This is a genomic window from Mesorhizobium sp. B2-1-1, from assembly GCF_006442975.2.
Lineage (GTDB): Bacteria > Pseudomonadota > Alphaproteobacteria > Rhizobiales > Rhizobiaceae > Mesorhizobium.
Genome location: NZ_CP083954.1, coordinates 5,027,236 through 5,052,976, shown reverse-complemented (window position 1 = coordinate 5,052,976; position 25,741 = coordinate 5,027,236). Strand labels below are relative to the sequence as shown.

Here is a 25,741-nt window from a genome sequence, read left to right as displayed (position 1 = left end):
TCCTTTTGCCCTTAGGCCACGTCCTGCTTGGTACCATGGCTGTCGTCATAGAGTATTTTGACTGCTTCGGCCGCACTGTGGAACGTATAGTTCTCCAGCACCGCCACCGTGTGATAGTTGTCGCCGCCGCCATTGGTGTCGACCTTGACCTCGGCGTTCGCCGCGTTGGCCGAGGACTGCGCGATCTCCACGAAGCCGCCGGCCTCGAGATCGGTGACGCCGGCCAGGCCCTTCAGCAGTGCCGTAAGATCGATCTGGTCGCCCTTGGCCCCGTCATGGAAGTCGGCGATCAGGTCGGTCACCTCGAGAGAGCCGATGGCGAAGGTCTTCGTGCCGTCGGAGGCGACGGTCGGCTGTGCGGGGGCACCGAGCGAGGTGTCGAGTTCGACCTCGACATAGTTGCCGGTGGTGCCGTCGGCCATCTGGAACGTGCCGTTGCCTGTCACGGTCTGCCCGTCGATTTCGCCCACGGCCGGACTGGCCGCCGTGCTGATGGAGACGATACCGTTATCCGCGAGGTGCGACAATTCCCCGGCATCGCTGGCGCCGTTGGTATTGGCGTCCTTCCAGATCAGCAGGCTGCTGAAGGCCGCGTCATTGTGATCGATGACGCCGTCATGATTGCCGTCGAGCGAGGCCAGTGCCGCCGCCCCGCTGGCGAACTTGCCGCCGCCGAAGCTCGGCGTGAACAGCTCGGTGCCGTCGTCGATCTTGCCGTCATGGTTGAGATCGACCGCCAGCATGCCGTCATTCGAGGTGTTCCAGGCAAGCTGGTCCTTCGCCCCGTCGCCATTGATGTCGAACTGGACGCCGTGGCTGAGGTCCGAGAAGGCGAAGCCGTTGTGGTTCAGGTCGAGGATGATGGGGTCGGTGGCGCTCGTGAAATTGGCGGCAGTCAGGTTCCCGAACCCGACGCCGTTTAGCGTCATGATGTGTTCGACGGTCATGCCGCTTTGATTTGGGTTTGTACTGTCAGTGATGTTCACCGAATAGATGCCCGCATTCGCTGTTACCGACGTACCCGAGTAAACGATGAAAGTGTAACTGCCTGTCGCAGGGAAATTCTGGATCGCCGCCTGAATGAACCCCTCGATGGTGGAGTTGTCACCGTCATTGGCAAGCGGCCCGGTCCACGAATTGTTGACCAATTCAATCACCTCAGCGCCCGCCGAAACATTGGTATTGGCAGCGGTGATTGTCTGGAACGTGCCATCAGCTATGTTCGCAGCGCCTAGCACCACCGCTAACTTGTCGTCGGCAACATCGAAGTTGGAAACGGTCGCGAGTGTATCTTGGCTGGCGCTAATCGACGCATGGTTGAAGACAACCTTGTCCGTTGCTGAGTCGTTCCCTAGGTCGATGTTCCATGAAGTCGCGCTGGTACCGGCATTGATCGTTACGCTATCGCCGCCCGTTCCCGCAGTGATGGTGTTGCCGCCCGAAAAGGCCGTGATCTTGAACCCTTCCGTTTGATCTCCGAGGTTCAATGTTACGGCTGCCGTTAGCGTGACATTTTCGATGCCCGTGATTTGGCCGTTGCCAGTATCATTGAAATCCGCGCCGATCTGCAGCGTGTCCGTACCGCTGCCACCCGCAAGCAGCGTGTCGTTCTGAGCGCCGACAATGGTGTCATTGCCCGCGCCGCCAGTAATCGAGTCGGCGCCGGATGAACCCGTTATGACGAAGCCTTCCGTCTGGCTGGACAGATTGAGGATGGCCGCCGCCGTTAGCGTCACATTCTCTACGTTGGCGATTTGCGCGTCGCTTACGGAGGTGAAGTTGCCGTTTACCTGCAGCATGTCCGTACCGCTGCCACCGTCGATGACATAGTCGTTCTGGTCGGCAATGATGGTGTCGTTGCCGCTACCTCCCACCACGATGTCGCTTCCGGCTCCGCCACTCAGCGTTGCGGCGCCGACCGCAAGGAGAATGTCGTTGCCGCTGCCTCCGGTTATTGTCGCGTCGTCATCTCCCCTATACACGGTTACAGTCGTGCTCGCGGACGACAGCGATCCGTCGGTCACAGTGTAGGTGAAGTTACCGGTATCTCCCTTAGCAATATCAACCCTGATGCTGGTCGTCGAAATACCAACGGAAACTTTGTCGACGTCCGTTCCGTTCGACCCGGCGCCGACATTGAGCGCGTTGCCTTCCGGGTCCATGTCATTTCGCACCAACCATGCATTCTGTAATGTGATTGTGGTGCCTTGGCCCGAATTGGACGTGTTGGTATAGAAATTGTCGGCAACGCCGGTTGGCGCGTCGTTGGCATTAGTCACATTCACCGTGATCTGCTGCGTGTCAGTGCCGCCATGGCCGTCCGAGACCTGGACGTTGACGATGTAGGAATTGTTGGTGCCAACATCGGTCGGTGCCTCGAAGTTCGGCGCGGAGACAAAGGCCAGAACGCCTGTCGTCGGATTGATCGTAAACTTGCTGGAGTCAGTACCTGGAGTATTTACGATCGAATAGGTCAGCGCGTCGCCATTGGCGTCGGTCGCGTTGATGTCAGTCACCGCAGTCGTGTTTTCCGGCACGCTGATGGTGAAATCACTGCCGCCATTGGGTGCGGTGATGACGGGTGCGGCGTTCGGGATATCCAGAACCGTTACCTGCAGATCCGCTCCGGCCGTGTCGCCGTCGCCATCCACCAGGACATAGTGGAATGTCTCGATCTTGTCCGCATTGACGTTCACCGGTGCGGTGTAGTCGTAGTCGCCCGCATGATGGATACCCTCGTCGGCGAAATAGAATGTCAGCTTGCCGCCGGCGCTCGTGCTCACCTCGATCGACTTGCCGTCGTTCGCAAGCAGATGCGCGCCGGGTAATGCGCCGGAAAGGCTGATGGCGTTCGTTCCATTGAACGTATAGGTCGTACCGTCGATCGCAATCGACTGGATGTGGCCGCCGTCAGCGCCAAACGCATCGACGCCAAGGCCATGATCGGCAAGAATGCTGCCCGAGGCGGACGATGGCAGCGCACCCGCCAGCGTCGATGAGAGCTCGGTCGGATCCGTCACCGCTTCGGCAATATCGCCTGGGCGCGAGGCGATCTGCGCCAGGAAATTTGTATTGGCGATATCGCTGAAGCCAAGCGCGAAGACCTGGTTCACTTGGCTGCTGGCGAGGAAATTACTCCAGCTGCTCTGCTCGATCGCATCCAGGCTCGCTCCCGATTGCGGGTCGCCGTCGCTCAGGAAGTAGATGTTGGTGGCGTCGGCCGTGGGATGCGGCAAATTCGCGTAGCGATCGGCACTACTGCTTCTGCCGTCGATCAGGTTGGCGGCGGAGTCATATTGCGTGCCAGCCGAGAGACTATTCGAATTGAACCCGTTTACAGTGTTGATGGCACTCTGGATGTAGTTGCTTTCACCGATCGTGTACTGGCCGACGAGCTCGGCTCCTACTCCGAAAGAATAGATTGTGATCTGGTTGAAGATCACTGTCGAACTGCTCAGGAAATTCTGGACCGCTGCCTGCATGAGTGCAAGCCGGGTAGTGAAACCGCCCGCGCCATCCGGATCGCTGTTCATGCTGAGCGAAAGATCGAGCACGAGGATCGCATTGAGCGTCGGCTTGCTGCCTTCGTCTACTTGCACGGTGTCCGGCCTCGCCACCGGCATATCGTCGTCGATCTTGATGCCGACCGTGCCGTTGGCGTGGTCGCCGTTGGAGTCGGTGATGGTGTACCCAAGCGAAAGATTGATGTCGTTCTCGCCGCCGCCTTGCGGGTGATCGACCTCCTGCAGCAGCGTGAAGTTATAGGTCGCCGCTGTCTGGTTAACCTCAATCTTGAAGGCGGCGTGGTTGGCTGCGGCCGTCGCGCCGGACGTGTCGGTCGTGCCGTACAAGGTGTGTGAGGCCGTGTCGTAGTAATAGTGGAGCGCGACGCCGTCATGCTTCACTGTGAAAGCGCCGTCCATGACGGTGTCGCCATTGGCAACGTCGAAGCTGAGCGAGCCATGCCCGTCTGGCCCATAGCTGCCAAGCGACATGTTCGCAGGGTTCGAAGTCGTATCGTCGCCCGGGCTGTTGGTGTTGTGGACGCCCGCTGCAAGATCGTCCTCGTCGACCACGATGCTCGACGAGGTGGCGGTCGGCTGACCGGTGCTGTCGAGCCCGACGGTCAGCGTCGCGGTCGAGCTGTCGCCGTCGCCGTCCTTCAGCGTGTAGGTGAACACGTCGCTGCCGGCCAGGCCGGAGACACGGGTATAGACGTAGCTGCCGTTCTCCTGCAGAGCCAGCGTGCCGAACTGGCCGCTGACGACGAAGCCGCCGCCAGCCACATCGGTGTCCGATCCGCCAGCGCCCGTAACGCCGCTGATCTTGGCGCCGTCGGCACCCAGGGTGTCGATACCGGTGCCGTGCAGACCTTCGTTGGTGCCGGCGCCGTCTGTCACATTGCCGAGGATCGAGCTGCCTATGATGCCAGTGCCGAAGGAATCGGTGTCATTGTGGGCCGTTGGGCCATCATCGCGTATCGCGATGTCCAGCGAAGAGGTGGTGCTGCTGCCGTCGGTGTCTGTAACGACAACACCGTAGTTCGCAAACACCTGATCCTCGAGGCCACGGTCACCGGGCGTCGCATCCGCCGTTGTATTCGGATGAGTGACATTGTCGAGCAAGGTGAACTTGTAGGTCACCGTGCCGCCGGTCGCGTCTCCGACAAAGCTTGTCACCTGGAGCAATCCGTAGGCCGGGCCGCCCAAGATGGTCACCGGCGCTCCGGGCGAGGCGGCCTGTAACTCCGCCAAGCTCAGCGCTGTGGTCCCGATCGTCAGCGTGACCAGGCCGTCGGGCGATGTGAAACCGAAGGCGCCGGTGTTGCTTTCCGACGGATCGACATTGGTAGCCGGATTGTTGTCGTTTTCGCCAGATCCCGCAGGTTCGCCGCTACGGATATCCAGGCCTTTTTCGTCCACGAATGTGTCGCCGCCGGAAGCTTGCAGCGTCAGACCAGTGAGCGTTGTCAAGTAGTTGACGTCAACGGTGGTCGAGCCCGCCGTGACCAGATGCTCATATTCGCTGCCCCCCGACTGCACCGACGCAATCGAATTGGAAATATTCGCCTGGTTGGTGATCTCGGCATCCGTGTAGGTGTGGCTTACGGATCCGGACGTCGCACCGGCGGCGATCGTCACCGTCTCGCCATTGGCCAGCGTGAAGGTCAGTGGCGCGGTCGGTGCGACCGAACCAGGAGTGCCGGTCAGCGTCACCGTGTAGAGGATCGAGCCGCCATTTTCCGACACTGGGATTGTTGAGGACGTGAGCGTCGCCGTCACCGTGTTTGTGGTGTCGGTGACCTGCGCCGTCGCCGTTGCGGCGCCGACCACGAGATGCTCGAAATTGCCACCGCTGGTGTTGATGATGGTCGCGGTCCGGCTCGACGCGTCGAGATAGACGTCCTCGTCATTGCCCGAGGCAATCGTCAGCGTGCCGGTGGTCTGGCCGTTCGCGATCGTGATGTCGCCCTGGTCGGTTGTGATCGTGGTCACGCCCTGGGAGGCGTTCGACAGTGTTGCCGTGAAGACGTAGTTGGCCACCGCTCCTTCCGACACCGTCGAGGCGCTAAGGTTGACCGTCGTGTCGTTGGTGGTGTCGTTTATCGCAAAGCCGAAGTTGGCGGTCGACGTGTCGCCGTCGCCATCCTTTACGGTGAAGGTGCCGGTTGCGGTGCCTCCGGTAAGATAGACGTCGTCGCCTTGCGCGGTGAATGTGTAGCTGCCATTCGCCATGACCGCCATCGTGCCGTGCTCGAAGACGATTGGCTGCGAGTAGCCATCGGCGCCGAACACCAGGGTCTTGCCGTTGATCTGCGTCACCGTGGCACCATCGGCGCCGGCGACGAAGTCCAGCACGCCGGTGACCGTTGTGCCCTCGGCGACGTTTTGCGAGGCACTCACACTCGCCGTCGGCGTGTCGTCGTCGACATCGATCGACAGCGTGCCGGTGGCCGTGTCGTGGTCGCCGTCCGTGACGGTGTAGTTGACCCCGAACTGCAGATTGTTCTCGTCGTCGCCGGCAGGGTGCTCGATCGCATGAAGCTGCGTGACCGTGTAGGCGCCGGATGTGGTGTCGGCCAGATGCACCTTCAGCACATCGACGACGACGTTGTTCTGCATCTGGCTGATGATCAGGTCGGTTCCCGAGTTCGAGGTCACCGAGAACCCGCCCGCAACCGGCAGCGTTGCGCCGGTGAGCAGCGTCGTACCGGCGCCGTCGGCGCCGTAGGTGTGACCGAGCGTACCGGATGTGTGGGCGGTGTCGGGATCGACATCGCCGGTGCCATCGGGATTGCCGCCCAGCGCGTCGTCATCGAGCTGGACCTGTGCATTCATCGCTGCCGCCGGCACGTCGTCCGCGACATTGACCGTAAAGCTCTGGGTGACGGAGTCGCCGTCGCCGTCGACGGCCTTGATGGTGAAGCCGAGCGGCAGCGAGGCGTCGCTGCCGCCGGTGTGGTCGTGGTCAAGCGGCTGCCAGAGGGTGAAGACAAAGGTCGGCGTGCCCACGCCGTTCAGGGTCACCATGAAGACGGGATTGGATACGGTGTCGCCTTGCTTGAAGGCGACGAGTTCCTCATCGACGCCGTTGGCGGCAAGACGGACTGTGTAGTCCAGCGAAACGCCGCCCGAGGTCAGCTCTTCGGGCGCCATGAGAGTGTTGCCGGGACCGCGCGCGAATTCGAGGTGGCTCGATCCCTTGTCGTCCGCATTCCAGTCGATGTTGAGATCGCCGGATGTCGGCTGTACCAGGGGCAGCAGGCTCTCCGACACATTGCCCGTACCCGCGGGGCTGGTGACGACCGGAATGTCGTCGGTGACATGCACGGTGAAGGTGGACGACGTGCTGTCGCCATCCGAATCCGTCGCGGTGAAGTCGAAGGACAGGGCCTTGTCGTTGTGGTCGGCTCCAGCCGGATGGTCGATATTGTCTTGCAGGTTGAACGAATAGTTGCCGTTAGTCTGATCGTTGATCGACACGGTGAAGATGGTGCGGATGACCGAGTTGTGCGTGGCGGTCGCCGTCAGCACGGTGTCGTTGCTGGACAGAGTGTAGGTGATGGCATCGCCATTGGACGTCAGGCCAGCCTGGACGCCGGCCAACGCCGGATTGAAGGTAACCGAGCGGTCGTGAATGCCGCTGTTGGGATTGGCGTCGTCGGCTCCCCACGAGATTCCCAGCGAGCCGGTCGCGGAGGCCGCGTTGAATGCGTTTGTGGAACCCGCTGCGGTGCTTTCCGCCACGGTGGCCTCCGCCGCAGCGATCACTGGCCTGTCATTTTCGACCACAATGTTCAACGTGCCGGCCAGGTTGACGCTGTCGCCGTCGAAGTCGGTCGCCTTGAAGAGCGAGCCGATGTCGATCGCCATCGTCCCGCTGTCGCCGGAATTGAGGCTATGGTCGAGGTGATCGAGCAGCGTCAGCGTAAAGGTGCCGTTGTTGTTGTCCGCAATCGTGAATACGGTGCGACCGTCCGCCGCGACACCATCGACGGCATCGACACCCACAACGAAATGAACCGCCGATCCCCCCGACGACACGCCCGCCTGAGTTCCATTCTTTTCGACGTTGAAGGAGAAAGTCGCGTCGTCATCAGCGCCGATCGAAAGCAGTGGGACGAAGGCCGATGCCCCAAACGTAACCGAGGTTGGCTGGCTGCCGCCTTCCGAATTTCCGCTCGACAGGCCGGTCAGCGTGTCTTCGTAGACGGTCGGAAGATTGGCGCTGCCGTTCAGCGCTACCGGAATGTCGTCCTCGATGCCAATGGTGAAGACGCCGCCGCTGGTGGTGGTGGTCGACGTATAGAGGAAATTTTCGGCGCGGATCTTGTCGCCGCTGTCGAGATCGAAGCGGATCACCAGATGGTCGAACGTGCCCGCCGGGTCGATCGTGACGACTGAGCCGTTGGCCGGCACAGTCATCGTTCCTATCTGGAAACCGGAGCTCCCGGAAACCGGCACGCCGGCGCCATTGTAGGCTTCCCAGGAAATTGTGCCCGAACCGTTGCCGTTGATGGTGAAGCTCACCGCGTCGGTGCCGGGCCGCGAGAAGATGAAGCCCTCATTGTCATGGATATGATTGTCGCCGATGCCGACGCCCTGACCCGAAACGTTGAAGGAATCGCTCCCGGCGCCATTGTTGAAATCGTGAGCCAAGGCTCCATTGAACGTTAGTCCGTCGAACGTAACGCCGCCCACGGTATAGGTGCCGTAATGGCCGGAATGCAGGCTCATGCCTGTTGTGGCTGTCGTGGTCGTCGTCTCGCCGGTGATCGCGATCGTGTCGCCGTCGGCGTCGGTGAACTGGAGCGCATGTGTGAAGTCGAGCACCAGCTTCTGGTTGTCATCGTTGGCGGGGGAGTTCGGCAGGTGGTCGATCTGGTCCAGCAAGGTGAAGGTGTAGGTGCCGTTCGGCTGGACATCGAGGGTGAAGACTTTGCGGTCGCCCGCATCGAGGCCGGGTGTTCCGCTCTCGACATAGCCGGTCAGCACCGTGCCGTCGACGTGGTAGACGATCGCCTCGCCCTTCGATGTCGCCGCCGGCAAGCCAGCGGGGTTCTGGATCAGCGAGAAGGAACCGGGTTCGTCCGCCCCGGCGGAGACCAGCGAGCTCAGCGAACCGGTCGCGACCGTGCCGAGGCCATCTCCGTCGGGATTGCCGACGGAATGACCATTCGAGTTCGCCAGCAAAAGCGCGTCCTCGCCGACATTGCCGGAGACGGTGGCGCTGGTCTGCACCGGAATGTCGTCGAGGACCTGGATCAGGAAGGTCCCGGCGCCAAGGGAGATGGAGTCGCCGTCACCGTCGGTCGCGACGATATACGAGGAAAGATCGATCGGGCTCGTCAGCTGGTTTTCGCCATTGTCTCCGGCCTGGCCGTCCAGCGTGGGATGATCGATCTGATCCTTGAGCGTGAAGACGTAGGAGCCGTCGGCACTCACGGTCAGCCGGAAGACCTCGCGGTCGCCGTCCGAGAATCCGGCGCCGTTTCCTGCCTCGGCATAACCATGCAAGGTGCTCCCATCGGATACGATGAGCACATGCGCGCCCTGCGACGTAAGGCCGGAATCCGCCGGCACGGCCGTCGAGGCAAGATGAAACGCCTGGGCGCCCGGGCCGTCGGCGCCGAAGTCGACGAGCGCGGTCAGCGCGCCGGCAGCGCCCGTGACGGTCGCGGAAAGGCCGATCGCTCCCGTCTCACCCGGCCTGCCGGCATCTGGGTTGTGTCCGGCAAGCCCGTCTTCGTCGACATTCGCCGTGATCGAGGCGGTTCCGACGGCCTTCGGCCCGTCATCCTCGAAGACGATGGTCTGGGAGATGTCGGCGCTTTGTGTGACGTGGTCGCCGTCGCCATCGGTCGCCGTGACGGTGACCGAGACCGAGCCGGCGCCGAGCGCGATGCCCTCGTCGTTGCTGCTGGTGTCGGGATGCTGGAGCGAGACGTATTGCGCAACCGCGACCTGGCCGGTGGCGGCATCGACATGCAGGGCGAAGGCGACCTTGTCGGTGGCGGTAACGCCGTTGTTGTTGGCGTCATAGACGCCGATGATGTGGCCGTTGCCGTCGTTGAACAGCGAGATTGCGTGGCCATCGGTGGTCTTCAGGCCGGAATCCACGCCCGTATTGCTGGCAAGGGTGAGCGCATAGACGAGCGAAGCTTTCGCTGCCGGTCCGTCGGCGCCGAACAGCGCCGTGGCGTTCACGACGCCGCCGCTGCCTTGCGCATATTGGTGCAGCGGCATGTCGGGATCGGTCCCGGCATTGACGCCGGCAAACAGGGCCGCCACGGCAGGATCGGTGGTGTCGTCGGAATCGGCATCGACACCTGCGGTCTCGTCGATAACGATGATGTCGCCGACCTTGATGTTGGCAAGGAAGGTGCCGGTATTGTCGCCCTTTTCGCCGATTTCACGGAACGTCAGTGAGTTGTCGCCGGCCGTCGCCGTGACGTCGATGGCGATGGTCTGCATGACGCCCGACGTGGGATCATAGGTTCCGACCGAGACGCCGTTCCACAGCACTTCGAGCTTGGCGCTGTGTGGGAGGCTGGTGTCGTTGGCGGCGCCGATCTCGAAGGAGATGCGGTATTCGCCGGCGCTGAGCAGCATGGTCTGCGAGATCTGGATGTTGCCGGGGCTGGCCTCGAGGTCGACCATAACGCTGTTGGTCGGGCTGTCTGCACCGCGATAGCCGTCACCGACCTTCTGCAATTCGATGCTGCTGGCGCCCTCGTAAGGCGAGGCCGTGACGGTCCAGGCGCCGGCGGGACCGGTCGTGGTGCCGCTGCCCGCACCCCAGGCGTCGCCATTGGGGACGAAGCCGTCCAGGAACAGGCCGTTCAAGGCACCGTTCGGCTGCGAGATGGTCAGGCTCGGACCATCGTCGTCGAAGCTGATCTGGCCCGAGACATCGGCGCTGGCGCTGGCGGTGTCGCCGTCGCCATCCGTGACGGTCACGCTCACCGCGACCGAATGCAGGTCCAGCACCACCGTGTCGTCCGGATTGGAGGCGTCCGAATGATGAAGCGACAGATATTGCTCGACGGTCACCTTGCCGGTGGCCGGATCGATCGACAGCGCGAACGCCGCATCGCCACTGAACATGCCGCCCTGGACGACGCCGACGACGACGCCGTTGGCCAGCGTCTGCAAGGTGATCAGCGAGCCGTCGGTGACGGCAAGGCCGGAGACCGCATTGGTGACGCTTAGCGCATAGACGGTGCTGCCCGAAACGGCCGGACCGTCGGCGCCGAACAGCGCCGTGATGTTGACGAAGGCACTGTCGCTGGTGCCGTGCGCGATCGCGCCGGTGCCGCCGACATCGGGATCCTCGCCCTTGGTGACCGTACCAGTGTCGATCCCAGCCGGGGTGCTCGTGGTCGCCGTCTCGTCAAGCGCTACCGTAACGCCGGTGGCGGCGACAGCCGTCACCTTCGGCCCGTCGTCGTCGAAGACGATCTTGGCGCCGATGGCGAGCGACTGGCTGACTGTGTCGCCGTCGAAGTCGGTGACGGTGACCACCGCATTGATCTTGCCGGACAGGTTGACCGGCTCGTCATAAGAGCCGGCCGAACCGTTGCCGGCCAGCGGATGCTGCAGCGACAGATATTGTGCCGTCGAGATATGGCCGGTCTGGTCGACCGAGACCGCGAAGGCAATGGCGCCGCCGGGATTGGCCGTACCGTTCGCGTTGTCGACGCGGCCGACGATCAGATTGCCTTGCTTGAACAGCGAGATCTCGTGCCCGTCGGTCGTCTTCAGGCCCGAATCGGTGCCTGGCTCTGCAACCGAAAGGCTGAGCACGGCCGCGCGCGGCTCGTCCGTGCCGGGCAGCGAGCCGAACAGCACCACCGGCAGGTTGCCATGCGCATAGCCCAGGCTTGCCGGGCCCAGTCCAAGCGAATCGAACTGGTGCGCGACCGAGGCGCTGCTGGTGTCGTCGTTCTGGTTGCCCGCCGTCTCGTCATGCACGACCGACACGCCGGTCGCGGTGATGAACACCTGCGGCACGTCGTCGACCACGGTGACCGTCGCCTTGCCGGTCAGCGTGACCGTATCGCCGTCGCCGTCCTTGGCCTGGAACACCGAGCCGAGGTCGATGCCGGCCACGCTGCCGCCGCCCAGATGCGTCTGCAGCGTGGTGTTCTGGTCCGATGTTCCGGCCGCCGGTGCGACATGGTCGAGCTGGTCGAACTGGCGCACCACGAAGGCGCCGCTCGAGGCGTTCAGCGTCACCGTCATCACGGTGCGGTCGCTAAGCCCGTTGTAAGCGCCGTTATGGTTGCTGTCGACAAAGCCGACCAGCGTGTTGCCCTGGATCGCCCAGCTCAGCTCGACGCCCTTCGACGACAGCCCGATGGCCGTCAGGTCTGCGGCCGCCGTGCCGGTGAAGCCGAAACCGCCGCCGGCGGCCGGGCCGTCGGCGCCGAAGTCGACAAGCCCGTTCAGCGAGCCGGATGCGATCGCCGCACCCAGCGGGAACTCCGTGCCCGAACCGTCGCCGGACCCGTCATAGGGCGAGGTTCCCTGCGACAGCAGGCTGGCAATGTCGTCCTCGTCGATCGTCACCGGCGCGGCATGGCCGCTCAGGACCTTCGGCCCGTCATCCTCGAAGACGATGGTCTGGGAGATGTCGGCGCTTTGTGTGACGTGGTCGCCGTCGCCATCGGTCGCCGTGACGGTGACCGAGACCGAGCCGGCGCCGAGCGCGATGCCCTCGTCGTTGCTGCTGGTGTCGGGATGCTGGAGCGAGACGTATTGCGCAACCGCGACCTGGCCGGTGGCGGCATCGACATGCAGGGCGAAGGCGACCTTGTCGGTGGCGGTAACGCCGTTGTTGTTGGCGTCATAGACGCCGATGATGTGGCCGTTGCCGTCGTTGAACAGCGAGATTGCGTGGCCATCGGTGGTCTTCAGGCCGGAATCCACGCCCGTATTGCTGGCAAGGGTGAGCGCATAGACGAGCGAAGCTTTCGCTGCCGGTCCGTCGGCGCCGAACAGCGCCGTGGCGTTCACGACGCCGCCGCTGCCTTGCGCATATTGGTGCAGCGGCATGTCGGGATCGGTCCCGGCATTGACGCCGGCAAACAGGGCCGCCACGGCAGGATCGGTGGTGTCGTCGGAATCGGCATCGACACCTGCGGTCTCGTCGATAACGATGATGTCGCCGACCTTGATGTTGGCAAGGAAGGTGCCGGTGTTGTCGCCCTGTTCGCCGATTTCACGGAACGTCAGTGAGTTGTCGCCGGCCGTCGCCGTGACGTCGATGGCGATGGTCTGCATGACGCCCGACGTGGGATTGTAGGTTCCGACCGAGACGCCGTTCCACAGCACTTCGAGCTTGGCGCTGTGTAGGAGGCTGGTGTCGTTGGCGGCGCCGATCTCGAAGGAGATGCGGTATTCGCCGGCGCTGAGGCCATGCAGCGTCTGCGAGATCTGGATGTTGCCGGGGCTGGCCTCGAGGTCGACCATAACGCTGTTGGTCGGGCTGTCTGCACCGCGATAGCCGTCACCGACCTTCTGCAATTCGATGCTGCTGGCGCCCTCGTAAGGCGAGGCCGTGACGGTCCAGGCGCCGGCGGGACCGGTCGTGGTGCCGCTGCCCGCACCCCAGGCGTCGCCATTGGGGACGAAGCCGTCCAGGAACAGGCCGTTCAAGGCACCGTTCGGCTGCGAGATGGTCAGGCTCGGACCATCGTCGTCGAAGCTGATCTGGCCCGAGACATCGGCGCTGGCGCTGGCGGTGTCGCCGTCGCCATCCGTGACGGTCACGCTCACTGCGACCGAATGCGAGCCCAGCACCACCGTGTCGTCCGGATTGGAGGCGTTCGAATGATGAAGCGACAGATATTGCTCGACGGTCACCTTGCCGGTGGCCGGATCGATCGACAGCGCGAACGCCGCATCGCCATTGAACGTTCCGCCCTGGACGACGCCGACGACGACGCCGTTGGCCAGCGTCTGCAAGGTGATCAGCGAGCCGTCGGTGACGGCAAGGCCGGAGACCGCATTGGTGACGCTTAGCGCATAGACGGTGCTGCCCGAAACGGCCGGACCGTCGGCGCCGAACAGCGCCGTGATGTTGACGAAGGCACTGTCGCTGGTGCCGTGCGCGATCGCGCCGGTGCCGCCGACATCGGGATCCTCGCCCTTGGTGACCGTACCAGTGTCGATCCCAGCCGGGGTGCTCGTGGTCGCCGTCTCGTCAAGCGCTACCGTAACGCCGGTGGCGGCGACAGCCGTCACCTTCGGCCCGTCATCGTCGAAACTGATCTGGCCCGAGACGTCGGCGCTGGCGCTGGCGGAGTCGCCATCGCTATCCGTGATCGTGACCTTCACGGCCAGCGAGCCGGCGGTGAGTGCAACCGTGTCGTCGGGATTACCGGTGTCGGAATGGTGGAGCGACAGATATTGCTCGACGGTCACCTTGCCGGTGGCCGGATCGATCGACAGCGCGAACGCGGCCTCGCCCTTGAACGCGCCGCCCTGCACGACTCCGACAACCACTCCGTTCGCAAGCGTCTGCAAGGTGATCGTTGAGCCGTCGGTGACGGTCAGGCCGGAAACGGCGTTCGTGACGCTCAGCTGATAGACGGTGGCGGTGCTTGCCGCCGGGCCGTCGCCGCCGAACAGCGCCGTCACATTGACCAGGGCGCCGTTGCTGGTGCCGGAGGTGATCGCCCCGGTACCGCCGATATCGGGATCATCGCCCTTGACGATGGTTCCTGTGTTGATCGCAGCCGCCATGCTCAAGGCCTGCGTTTCGTCGAGTGAGACCACGGCGCCGGCGTCGGCGACGACTGTCACCAAAGGTCCATCGTCGTGGAACTGGATCGCGCCGCCGATCTGGGCACCGCCGAATGCGCTGTCGCCATCGAAGTCGGTGACGGTCACCGAGGCTGTGATCTTGCCCGAGAGAGTCAGCACGTCGTCATGGGCAGCAGCGCTCGATCCATCGACAGTGTGCTCCAGCGGAGCGTATTGGGTGACCTTAAGCGTGCCATTGCCGTTGATGACGATGGTAAAGGCGGTGTGGGTGCCGCCGTTCTGATAAGTGCCGGTGACCGTCGTCGCATTGGTCTGCTGCAGCGTGATCGCAAAATCGCCAATGGCCGTCTTCAGGCCCGAATCGAGCGATGCGACATTGCCGGTCAGGCCCAGCGCATAGGCGATGCCGCCGCCGGCGGCGGCGCCGTCGGCACCGAAATTGGATGCAACGGAAATAATCGGGTTGGCGCTCGTCACATCGATCGGAAAGCCAGCCGGCGAACCAGCGTTGCTTTCATCGAGCACCGCGGAACTGGCTGCCGTGTTGCCCACCGTCAGGGCAGGGCTGTCGTCCTCGACGATCACGGTCATGTTGGCCGTTGCCGAGCCGCCGAACGGGTCCTGCACGGTAACCGGGACGACGATGGAGAGGTCATCCTCGAAGCCGGCCAGCGGGTGGTCGAGGGGACCGAGCAGGGCGATCTGGAAGGTTCCCGTGCTCGCATCCGTGATGGTGACGCTGATCACAACGTCCGATCCGACCCTGCCGACGAGATGCGTCGAATCGACCAGTTCCCACACGACGTCGGTGCCGTGCGAGGTAAGTGTCGTGGCAGGCACTCCGAGGCCGTAGGTCAGCGGATCGCCATTGGGATCCGTAGCGCCGAAGCTGCCGTTGATCACCGAAAGATTCGATTCGTCGAAGGGTGAGCCGGGATCGCCGTCCGGGTTTGCGCCGGAAAGCCCTTCTTCCGACACGCGGACGGTGAGATCGCCAAATTCCGGGTTCGCATTGGGAAGGAACAGTTCCCGCCTCTCGGCCTGCCCGAACTGCAGATCGGTCGGCGGCAAGAGCGCCGAAAGATCAAATCCATCGCCGATGCCGCCAGGAGGAATTTCAAAATTTCCACCGGCGCTCGAGGTCGAACCTCCAGGGCCAGCCGACATCGAACCATCGGCGCCGAAGGCGACATCCACATGGCTCGCCTCGAGCGCGGCGATCAAGGCGACGCGCGGCACCTCGACATCGCCAAGGACGAAGGTCGGCACGTTGAGCGCGCCGTCCTTGATCACGATAACCGAGCCGTCGGCCTGTTCGAGCACGAGATTGTGGCCGTCGACCTTGATGTTGTCGATCGAGACGTTCGCCGGAAGCTTCACGACGTTGCCGGCGTCGGCGACGTATTCGTGCGGCGCGGCTGCCGCCTGGGCCTTCGCCTCCGCGGGTGCTTCCGCCGGCGCGCCACTGCCCACATCGACCGGCACTGGTTCGGCCGCTGCCGGCGCGGCCTGTTGCGTCGAAGCCGCCTGTGCGACCTGGAACTCTGCCGGCGAGGTCTGGTCGTGACGTTCACTGGCCATGGAATGCTCGTCCCACGAACCCGAAACGGCGTCCAATTCGTTATTGATGGTCATTGCTTGTACCCCTCCGGCATTTCCCCGAAAGAGACAGCGGCAACCATTACTTTGCAACCGTCCGTCAATCTACTTTATATACCATTATATGCCTACAATGGCATTTTTTACGCGTGGTAAACTGGGAGCATATATTCTGTTATATAAGTCGATATGTGCCGGTGCGGATGAGGCTTCGCCCCCTGTTGTATGGTAAATAGAAGTATAAATTCAAATAAAATTTTACGAAAAATAGCGGAAACAAGTTTCGTCGCCATTATCTACCTTCATTGCCAATAATTTGAGACAAGATCGGTACCGTCCACAGTCAAAAGGTGGGCGTTATGAAAAAAGAAAAAACCGCGCCGGGAACAGCCGGCCTCAAGCTACTCTTGCTGACGATCAGCCTCGCAGGCCTGCCGCAGCCATCGCTCGCGAGCGTCCATTTAGAGGGCACCGCTTCGGTCGGCGGGCTTGTTGAAGACGTGCGGATGCCGCCCAGCCTGGGCGGCGTTTCCCTGGAAAGATTCCAGCCTTGGCGACCGGCGGTAGGATACCAGCCCGACCTGGTTTCCATGAGTTACACGATCGACGATGCCCAAGCGGGCGTTGCGCCGGCGCCTGCGAATGTCGGAATTGATCCCATCAAGACGGCAACGATTATCCCCGGCGTGTTCGGCTCGGTCGCGTTGTCCATGCATAACTTTCCCGTCGCCGCGCGGTGGGCACCGGTCTACCAGGCAATTGTCGGCTGCTCGGCGGGCAGTGCCTGCGAGCAGAAGAGTGCGGCTTTTGCCAGGCTGATCTCGTCGGCACAGGGCAAAGGGTTCAGCGAGAAACTGTCATTCGTCAACAGCGGCATCAATCACCTGATCGCCTACAGGAAGGACAGCGTCATCTATGGCAAGCTCGATTACTGGGCAAAGCCCACCGAGGTGCTCGATAAGCGCGCCGGCGACTGCGAGGATTTCGTCATACTGAAGATGACGGCGCTGCTGAGGGCCGGCATCCCCGCGCAAAGCATGGCGTTGGTTGTTCTCCAGGATCGCAGGCGGGGATTCTTCCATGCGGTCCTGTCGGTAAGCACGGCAAGTGGCGTGTTCATTCTCGACAGCCTCAACAACACCGTGCTGCGCGACAGCGATCTCCCCGATTATGTGCCGCTTTATTCCTTCAGCACGGACCGAGCCTGGATCCATGGTTCGAGATCGGGCAGCGCGCAGGTCGCGGAGATCAAGGGCGGTTTTGCAGGCGTCGCGCCCGGCGAGGGATTGCAGCCCGACACGGCTTCTGGAGCGCTTGCCCGTCGGTGAGCAACCGCGGTTCGCCGGCTTTTATGGAAAACGCCGAACCGCTCTATCTCTTTGTTTTGCGCAATTCCCAAGGGAAAGCGCTACACGCTTTTCCCGGGAAGCGTTTTGCACTTTTCCTGGAACTGCTGCTAGCCGCTGACGAATGCCATCAGCAGGTCCTGCCCGACCAGCGGTGCTCGCACGGCATTCAATTGGCCACGATATCGGCGTTCGCCGGCGCCGATGACGAACCCGCTGGCGACCGGAATCTCGCCATTGGCATCCAGCCGCGCGAAGATGTCCGCCACGTTGAGATCGAGCGCCAGCCTGAGATCCTGACGGCCGTCATCGCTCGGCGCCGTCGGCAATTGGCGCTTTACCAATTGTTGGAACGGAGCGTTGAAGGTCAGGATCTTTTTCGATGATGAAAGGGCGAAGGCGGGCGAGGGGCAGGCGACCAGTATCGCGGTGATCGTCCTGATCGATGCAAGCCTCTTCAACGTCAGGTTTTCTTCCGCCAGATCACGAATGCAAGCAACCCTGATCGCCGATGTCAGATTGCCGGCCGGAGGCTGGCTCTCGGCGATCTCATCGACAAGCATGCCGATCGTGCATTTCCGGTTTTCCGCCATCTGCCTGAGCGACGTCCAGAACGTCCGCTCCAGGCGGATGCCGCGGCGGATGCCGCGGCGCGCGACAACCCGGAACTCCATGCCGAGGTCTTCCGCGGCCATCGGCACGAGCAACCGCTCGAGAACAGCGGGAGGCGTGGCGCTATCGTTCACTCATCGCCTCCTCTCGTGCCTTGTTGATGGGTTTCAGCAGGTAGGTCAGGATCGTCTTGCGGCCGGTCTTGATGTCGACGGAGCAGATCATGCCCGGGATGATGGAATAGGTCTTGCCATCCCGCGTCAGCGTCGACCTGTCGGTCGCGACGCGCACCTGATAATAGGGCTCGCCTGTCTTCTGGTCGACGAGACTGTCGGCGGTGATGTTCGAGACCTTGCCTTCGATGCCGCCGAAGATCGAGAAATCATAGGCGGTGACCTTGATCAGCGCCTCCTGATCCGGCCGGATGAAGGCAACGTCGCGGGGCGAAACCCGCGCTTCGACCAGCAAGGTCTCCGAAGTCGGAACGATGCCGGCCACGACCGCGCCGGGCTGCACGAAGGCGCCAACCGTATTGATGTCAAGCGTGTTGACGATACCGTCGACTGGAGAACGGATGTCGGTGCGGGCCACCTTGTCGGTCGCGCCGCGTATGGTTTCATCGACCACCGAGAGATCGGCCAGCGCCTGCGTCAGGTCGCTCAGCGCTTCCTGTTGCAGCTGCAGACCGAGCTCATCGACCTGAAGCTGGGCCTCGGTGATGGCCGATTTGGCTTTCTTGGTGGTTTCTCCAGCAAGCGTCAGCTGCCCGTTGAGCTCTGTCTGCTCGCGTTCAACCCGGAGTTGCTCGGTTCGCGCCATCAGGCCTTTCTTGACCATGGCTTCGACCAGCTTTGCCTCCTGGTCGCTGACGACCAGATTCTTCGTGAGGCGATCGGAATTGGCCGTCGCCTCGTCCAATTCCTTCTCGCGCTGATCGAGGCGCGACTTGAGAACCGACAGCTTGACTTCGAAGTTGTCGCGGCGGGCGACGAGCAGCTTCTGCTCGTTGTCGCAGATTTCCGGGGCGACTTTCTGGATTTCGGCGGGACATGGAAATTCGCCTTGCAGATCGCCGCTCTGCTCGAACTTCAGCCGTGCAATGCGGGTCTGTAATGCCCGTGCCTTGGCCTGTTGCTCGCCAAGGCTGGAGGTGTTGAACGTATTGTCGAGGCGGATGATGAGGTCGTTCTTCTTCACGACCTGCCCGATCTTGACGGCAATTTCCTGGACGACGCCCGGCTCGCTGGCCTGGATGATCTGCGTTTTGGAAGCAGGTATGACCTTGCCGTCGCCGCGTGCGATTTCATCCACCTCGGCAAAGGACGCCCAAGCAACGGAAGACACGAAGAGTGCACCTATGATAAATATGGACGCCGACGCAAAGAGCGGCGGCCGGTCTTCTCTTGCAAGCATTTCCCACGGCCCCAACGCATTGAATACTTTGATAGTTTTCGTTCTTCAGGTGCTTTTTTTCTGCAGCGCCTGTATCACTTGGTCCTTTGGTCCATCGGCAACGATCCTGCCTTGCTCGATGACGATAAGCCGGTCGGCAAGTTCGAGCATGCTGAAGCGGTGCGTCGAGACGATCAGCGTGGTGTTTCGATCGAAAGCCACTTTGAGCTGCTTGATCAGTTGACGCTCGGAAGCCAGATCCATCGAGCCGGACGGCTCGTCCAGGAAGACGACTTTCGGTTTCGTCAGCAACAGCCGGGCGATCGCCATCGTCTGTCTCTGGCCGCCCGAGAGATTGGTGCCGCGCTCGCCGACATTCATGTCATAGCCACGCGGGTGGCGGGAGACGAAATCGTCGACGCCGGCGGCCTTGGCCGCTTCGACGATCTGCTCATCGGTCGCCTCCGGACAGGCCATCAAAAGATTTTCCTTGATGGTGCCTGAAAACAGATCGTTCGCCTGCGCGACGATGCCGACGGCGGCGCGAACCTCGGAGGGGTGGTATTGACGGATGTCGATGCCGTCCAGCAGCAGTTCGCCGGAACTCGGCAAGAAAAGCCTGCCGATCAGCCGCCCCATCGTCGTCTTTCCCGATCCTATGCGGCCGATGATGCCGATCCGCTCCCCCGGCTTCACGGAGAAATTCAGGCCGGTCAGGACTTCGTTCTCGGAGCCGGGATAGGTAAAGCCGACGTTCCGGAACACCATGGCGCCGTTGCGGATGGGCCGGTTGACGAAGCCCACAGTGTCCGGACGATCCTCCGGCTGAGCCATGATCGAATTCACCATCCGCAAAGAGAGCATGGCCTGGCGCAATCTGGACAAGGTGATGGCGATCTGCCCGAGCGGGGCCACAGCCCGGCTGGCCAGCATGACGGTGCCGATGATGGCTCCGGTGGAGACATGTCCTTCGGAGAAGGCGTAGGCGCCGGCCACCACCAGCGCGACGGTGACCAGCTGCTGGATGGCCTGCGTTATATTGCCGGCGGCGGCCGAAAGCTGCTTGATCTTCTCGGAGGTGTTGGAGGCGTTTTTGGAATGCTCTCCCCATTTTCGCAACAGGTAGGCTTCGGCGCGCAGCGACTTGATCGTCTCCAGCGTGGAAATGGATTCGACCAGCAGCGCCTGGCGCTGCGAGGCCTCGTTCATGGAGGCCGCCACACGCTTGCCGATGCGCCGCTGCGTGACCAGTCCGACGATCACCGACGCGACGAAGGCCAGCGCGGGTATCATGACCAGCCAGCCGCCTATCGCATAGATGACGAGGAGAAAAACAAACACGAAAGCCGTGTCGATGAACACGCTGATGGTGTTGGACGTGAAGAATTCGCGCACGAATTCATATTGGGTCACGCGATTTGCGTATTCGCCCGTCGAGCCCGGCCGTGCCGCCAGAGACGAGTTCAGCACCTTCTCGAACAGCATGTATGAAATGCGCAGATCCGCCTTGCGCCCGGCATAGTCGATGAGCGATGCCCGGGAGGTCTTTAGCAGCAGATCGAACAGGATGACCGCGCCGATGCCGATGGCCAGCACCCAGAGCGTCGATATCGCTTTGTTCGGCAGGATCCTGTCGTACACGTTCATGGTGAAGATCGGCGAGGCGATGGCGAGCAGATTGATGAACACCGCCGACAGGACAACCTTCGAATAGGTGCGCCAGAACGGCCCCATCGTTCCCGTCAGCCAATGTCGCCGCTCGATTTTCGGCGCCGAGCCGACGCTCATGGCCTCCGTCGCGTTGGCGTAGGTGATCGAGAAGGACGCACCGCCGCTGATATAGCTGTTGGCCAGTTCCGACCGGCTGATCCTGGTGCGCCCGTCCTCCTGGGGAGCTGTAAAATATTCCCCGGCTTCACCATCGGCCAGCAGCGCGACAGGCAGCTGGCTGACGCGAAAGACGATCGCGGGGAGGTCGATGCGCCCCCGAACAAAGTCGCGCTGGCTGAATTCGGTGATTTCAAGGCCGACGCGCTCGGCAAGATGCCGGATTGCGTCGATATCGATGCGCGTCTCGGCCAGCGGCACGCCGGCAAAGAGCACGGTTTCGGCGCTGGGGCGGCCGAGATATGCGGCGACGGCCGAAAAGCAGGCCTTGAAAGCCTCTTTCGGTGACAGGATGTTGGGTTGCTGGTTCACGATCCGCCCGCGGGGACTCTCGATCGATCCTTAGGCCCGCCTATTTTTTCCTGACCGGTGCCAGAATATCGAACGGCACGTCATTTTTCTGTTCCGAAGGCGTGCGCGCATAGGTCTCGGTGTCGGCTATTTCCGGTGCGGCGAACTCGGTTCGCGCGTAAGCCGTGGCCTGTTTTGGCGGGTGGATATCCATCGTTTTCAACAACTGCCCGGTCGCCGCCAGAAGCCGATATTGCGCGAAAAGGGATGCGTAGGACGCGGTGTCGGCCAGTGTCGCGGTGTTGAATCGCGTGTTCTGCGCATCGAGCACGTCGAGCAACGAGCGCTGACCGACCTTAAACTGTTCGCGATAGGACGCGACCAGCTTTTCGTTGGAGACTGCTTGTAGCTTCAGGGTCTTGGCCAGATCGGCCTGCCGGAAGCGACGATCCCATGACGTGCGAACGGCTTCCTCGATCTCTCGGAGAACCTGGTGCATCGCGAGCCGCTGCTCGCTGGTGCGGCGGATCTGCTCCTGCTCATTGGCCTTGTCGATGCCGCCCCGATAGAGATTCCAGCGCAACACCAGACGTGCCTGCAGATCGGATGCGTCTCCATTGTCGCCGTCAATGTCGTAGCCCGCCCGGGCAGAGCCTTCGGCAATGATCGAGGGACCATATTTCGCCCGCGCCGCGTCCACCAGCGAGGCCGCCGCGGCAATATCGCTGTTGGCCATGTGGACGCGCGGGTTACTCTCGCGCGCAAGGCCCAACGCATCGTCCAGCGACCTTGGCAGCGTGCCGGACACGTCGGCCGGCCTCGCTGCATTGGTCAGCGGCTTGCCGACGGTCTTGAAAAACCGTATCCGCGCGGCCTCCAGTTCCTCCGACGCTTCCTGCATGCGGGCCTTGGCCGCGAACAGCCGCTCCTCGGCCTGTTGCCGGTCGGCTTCGTTCAACCCGCCGCCGGCAATGCCTTCCTGGATGTCGTGGAGGATTGCTTGATGGAAGCCCAGGTTTTTCTTTGCCTCGGCAACAATCGAAGCCTGGAGCATGTATTCGAGGTAGTCCTGGACAACAGAGAGGCCGATGAATTCCGACCGTTCCAGCACTCGAAACGACGCGCCATCGACGCGGGAGGCCTGGCGGTTCAATTCTGCGCGCCTTGCGCCGCTGTCATAGAGCGTCTGCGAAACGGTCAGGTCGGTTTCTGCCGGATAAAGCGCGTCGTCCTCTATCGAGAGTGCGCGCCGTGACGAATTGTCGAGACGGCGAGCGCCAGCCGACGCCTGCAGGTCGACGCTGGGCAAATAGAGGCCCTTTGCCTGACGCAATTCGAACTCGATCGCTTCGCGATTTTCTATCGCCTGGCCGATCTCCGGATTGGATTCGACCGCTACCGCCACGGCCTCCTTGAGCGTGAGGGCGTTCGCCCCCCCGCAAGTCAGCATCGTAGCCGCCATCAAAAGACCAAGGCGCTTGCCTATGGCCGACATGCCAGTTCTATTCATTTAGCCCACCCGTTTCCCCAACGCCTTCCTCAAGGCGCTTAAGCGGGCCAACCCCAGGCCCACCATTGCCGAATTACCCGATATATTCAGAAAATACGTGAGCGAATATTAATTTAGGCGACTCTAAATGGGTTTTCCCAGTCATGAGCAGCGACATGTAGCAAAAATAACACATAACAGCGGGACCGATGGGGGTGGGAGAATGCCGATCGGCTGCAACGAAAAAATGCCTTGGTTGGAGCGGCTAGGGCACTTTTTTGAAAAAACCGCACAATGGTCCCGAAAGTTGCCTGGGCCGAGACGGTGGCGCTGTTGCCGAACGGGGATGCCGGACGCGGACTATAACGGATGTAGCCTCCGATAACTGCCGATAACGCGTCAATGGAGTGCTGCCCATCCAGTCACAAGAATAAGGGCAAGCGTAACCAGCGCTCCCGAAACGTACAGAACCGTCCTGACACTGCCTCCCTTTGCGGCGTTTCCGCCACGTAGGTAGATTCCCAGATGAATCAGGCGTATCGCCAGGTGCAGCCCCACAAGCGTCGCCAAAGTGGTCGGTCCAACACCAACCATCATCGCCAGCACCGCGGGCACGACAAAGGGCGCCAGCGCCTCAACCGAGTTCATGTGGACGCGGTCGATCCTGTAGAGCGGGTTGTGGTCGTCCGCCGGGACTACCGGTCCTGAAAGCACCCCTGCAAATCCCTTGGACGAACCGGAATAGACTGCCAACACCACCGACAGCAAACAAAGCATAAGCACGCCGAGGATGCTTAACCAATAGACTTCCATATTGTCTCTGCTCCTGGAATCCCAGTGGGCGATACGGTGCTTGCGAGTCATACCCCATGAACTGCAACGCGGTTGTCAGGCTGTCCGATGGTTGAACAAGTCGTGGAACCGTTGCAGGTAGAGCGGCCAGCCCTGATCGCTATCAACTGCACCCCTCACGCCTACCCAGCCTTCCCCATGGCGCTCGAAATGCCGGTGCTCGATCTCAACTCGGGTTCTGTTCTCGGTCTCGGCCGTGAACCGGACCTCCCATTCGCTCGTCTTGTTCGGGTCGGTCTCGATCTGCCACCGAGGGCTGATGTCCCAGCTCAGAACCAGCCGGCTGGGCGGATCGTAGGCCAACACACGAGCCCAGCGGCACTCGCTGCCATCCACACCTCGGTCGTAAACGTGCCCTCCGACCCGGGGTTCGAAGATCGTTTCTGCGATCGGAACGGCAAGAAGATTGTGCTCTCGAGGTTTGAATCTCCCGAAATCCTCGGTGAAAACCTTGAAGGCACGCGCAATGGATGCCTCGACAACGACGAAATGCCTTACGGGCGCGAGTGCAGGGTCCTTACTCATACTTGGTCCTTTTTTGGATACTCGACGGCTAATTTGTAGCCCGCCAGGGTCTTGCTCCAGAACTGGTCGATTTCCGCGCGCAGGCCTGCCAGCCCATCCTGATCGATACGGTATATGCGTTCTTTGCCCGAGCGCGTGTCGGCCACAAGCCCGGCAGCCTTGAGTATCTTCAAGTGCTGAGAGACGGCCGGCCGGGTTACAGGCAGGGCACGAGCAAGTCCGCTGACCGAACAGGGCTGTTCGACCAGCAGTTCGAAGATCGTGCGCCTTGTCGGATCTCCGAGCGCTGTCCAGTAGTTCGCGTTAGTAGCCACTAACGCGAACTTAAATCGATGGCCGCGACCTGTCAATATCGGGAGGTCAACGATGCGTCGTCCAAGCCCCCGTCCGGCTCCGCGGGATTAAAGGAAACCATTCAGCGACCTGCGCCGTCTCGTGGCGTGAATCATGCGGCCGTCGCAGGGAGTGCCAGTTGCGCTTTGACGGTATCGGCATACCGAATTGCATTTTTTGAATTGGTCTTTGCCGACCTGCCTTGGCATTTATCGAGCAGTCAGTTGATGCTGGGATCGAGGATGGCCAAAGTGGCGCAAGTCTATTGCAATCGGCGTTACATGCCCGAAGACGAGGCGCGCATCGGTCTCTTCGATCGGGGGTTCCTCTTTGCAGACGCGGTCTACGAGGTGACCGCCGTGATCGGCGGCAGGCTGATAGACAATGATTTCCATCTCAATCGTCTCCAGCGGTCGCTTGCCGAGATATGTATTCCCATGCCCGTGACGCTGCCTGAGATAGAAGCCATTCAATTGGAACTGATCTCGCTCAACGGATTGGATGAAGGAACGGTCTATCTCCAGATTTCGCGCGGCGAAGCCAAGCGCAATTTCCTGTTTCCCGATGATCTTGAGCCGACCATGGTCGCCTTCACAAGCGCCCGCAAACTCGTAGGAACCAAGGCTCAGGCCGAAGGCGTCGCCGTCGACTTGGCGCCTGATCCGCGCTGGGCGCGGCGCGACATAAAGACTGTCATGCTGCTGGGGCAGGTTCTGGCAAAGCATGCTGCAAGCGAGAAAGGCTTCGATGATGTCTGGTTTGTCGAGGGTGGACAGGTGACCGAGGGCGCATCGGCGACGGCTTTCATCGTTACGCACGACGGCCGTGTCATTACTCGCGCCAATTCTCAAGCCATCCTGCCCGGCTGTACGCGGCGAGCAGTGGCGCGTCTATGTGAAGACCAGGGCATTTTGTTTGAAGAGCGTGCGTTCTCGCCAGAGGAGGCGTTTTCGGCGGCGGAAGCGTTCCTGACCTCCGCCTCGAGCCTGGTCACCCCCGTCGTCCGTATTGCCGGCCACAGGATCGGAAACGGCCAACCTGGTCCATTGACACGCCGCCTGCAGGAAATTTACGTCCAGACAGCTTTTGCAGAGATGAACGGGCATGCGGCCGGAAGAGCGGCCCTTGCTTGATGAGTGGGATGT

10 protein-coding genes are annotated in these 25,741 nt (G+C 61.9%); 2 read left to right on the top strand and 8 right to left on the bottom strand.

Annotated elements, in window-relative coordinates:
* Positions 1–11: 11 nt before the first annotated feature.
* Positions 12–15,905, bottom strand: a complete 15,894-nt coding sequence (locus FJ972_RS24730; protein WP_226880407.1) for a DUF5801 repeats-in-toxin domain-containing protein — start codon at positions 15,903–15,905, stop codon at positions 12–14.
* A gap of 323 nt (positions 15,906–16,228) precedes the next feature.
* Between FJ972_RS24730 and FJ972_RS24725 the strand changes: the two genes are divergently transcribed.
* Positions 16,229–17,197, top strand: coding sequence for a transglutaminase-like cysteine peptidase (locus FJ972_RS24725; protein WP_140515173.1), 969 nt, complete (start codon positions 16,229–16,231; stop codon positions 17,195–17,197).
* Between the two features lie 128 nt (positions 17,198–17,325).
* Here the strand turns inward: FJ972_RS24725 and FJ972_RS24720 are convergent, their stop codons facing one another.
* The 7 genes from FJ972_RS24720 to FJ972_RS24690 all read right to left on the bottom strand — a co-directional run bounded on the left by FJ972_RS24720 (position 17,326) and on the right by FJ972_RS24690 (position 24,577).
* On the bottom strand, positions 17,326–17,961 hold the full coding sequence (locus FJ972_RS24720) for a ribbon-helix-helix domain-containing protein (RefSeq protein ID WP_140525160.1): 636 nt from the start codon (positions 17,959–17,961) through the stop codon (positions 17,326–17,328).
* Positions 17,951–19,240, bottom strand: a complete 1,290-nt coding sequence (locus FJ972_RS24715; protein WP_140497322.1) for an HlyD family type I secretion periplasmic adaptor subunit — start codon at positions 19,238–19,240, stop codon at positions 17,951–17,953. Before FJ972_RS24715 ends, FJ972_RS24720 begins: the two co-directional genes overlap by 11 nt.
* A gap of 45 nt (positions 19,241–19,285) precedes the next feature.
* Positions 19,286–21,418 carry a type I secretion system permease/ATPase gene (locus FJ972_RS24710; RefSeq protein ID WP_140525159.1) on the bottom strand — a complete coding sequence of 711 codons (2,133 nt, stop codon included), beginning with the start codon at positions 21,416–21,418 and terminating at the stop codon, positions 19,286–19,288.
* A gap of 40 nt (positions 21,419–21,458) precedes the next feature.
* The gene (locus FJ972_RS24705) at positions 21,459–22,907 is read right to left on the bottom strand and encodes a TolC family protein (RefSeq protein ID WP_140525158.1); all 1,449 of its coding nucleotides are present in this window, start codon (positions 22,905–22,907) and stop codon (positions 21,459–21,461) included.
* Between the two features lie 378 nt (positions 22,908–23,285).
* Positions 23,286–23,699 carry an MAPEG family protein gene (locus FJ972_RS24700; protein WP_140525157.1) on the bottom strand — a complete coding sequence of 138 codons (414 nt, stop codon included), beginning with the start codon at positions 23,697–23,699 and terminating at the stop codon, positions 23,286–23,288.
* Positions 23,700–23,774: 75 nt separating this feature from the next.
* Entirely contained in the window at positions 23,775–24,263 is a 489-nt protein-coding gene (locus tag FJ972_RS24695; RefSeq protein ID WP_140497330.1) for an SRPBCC family protein, read from the bottom strand.
* The gene (locus FJ972_RS24690; RefSeq protein ID WP_210239482.1) at positions 24,260–24,577 is read right to left on the bottom strand and encodes an ArsR/SmtB family transcription factor; all 318 of its coding nucleotides are present in this window, start codon (positions 24,575–24,577) and stop codon (positions 24,260–24,262) included. The genes FJ972_RS24695 and FJ972_RS24690 overlap by 4 nt, the downstream gene beginning before the upstream one ends.
* Positions 24,578–24,838: 261 nt before the next feature.
* Between FJ972_RS24690 and FJ972_RS24685 the strand changes: the two genes are divergently transcribed.
* The gene (locus FJ972_RS24685) at positions 24,839–25,729 is read left to right on the top strand and encodes a D-amino-acid transaminase (protein WP_140525166.1); all 891 of its coding nucleotides are present in this window, start codon (positions 24,839–24,841) and stop codon (positions 25,727–25,729) included.
* Positions 25,730–25,741 lie beyond the last annotated feature (12 nt).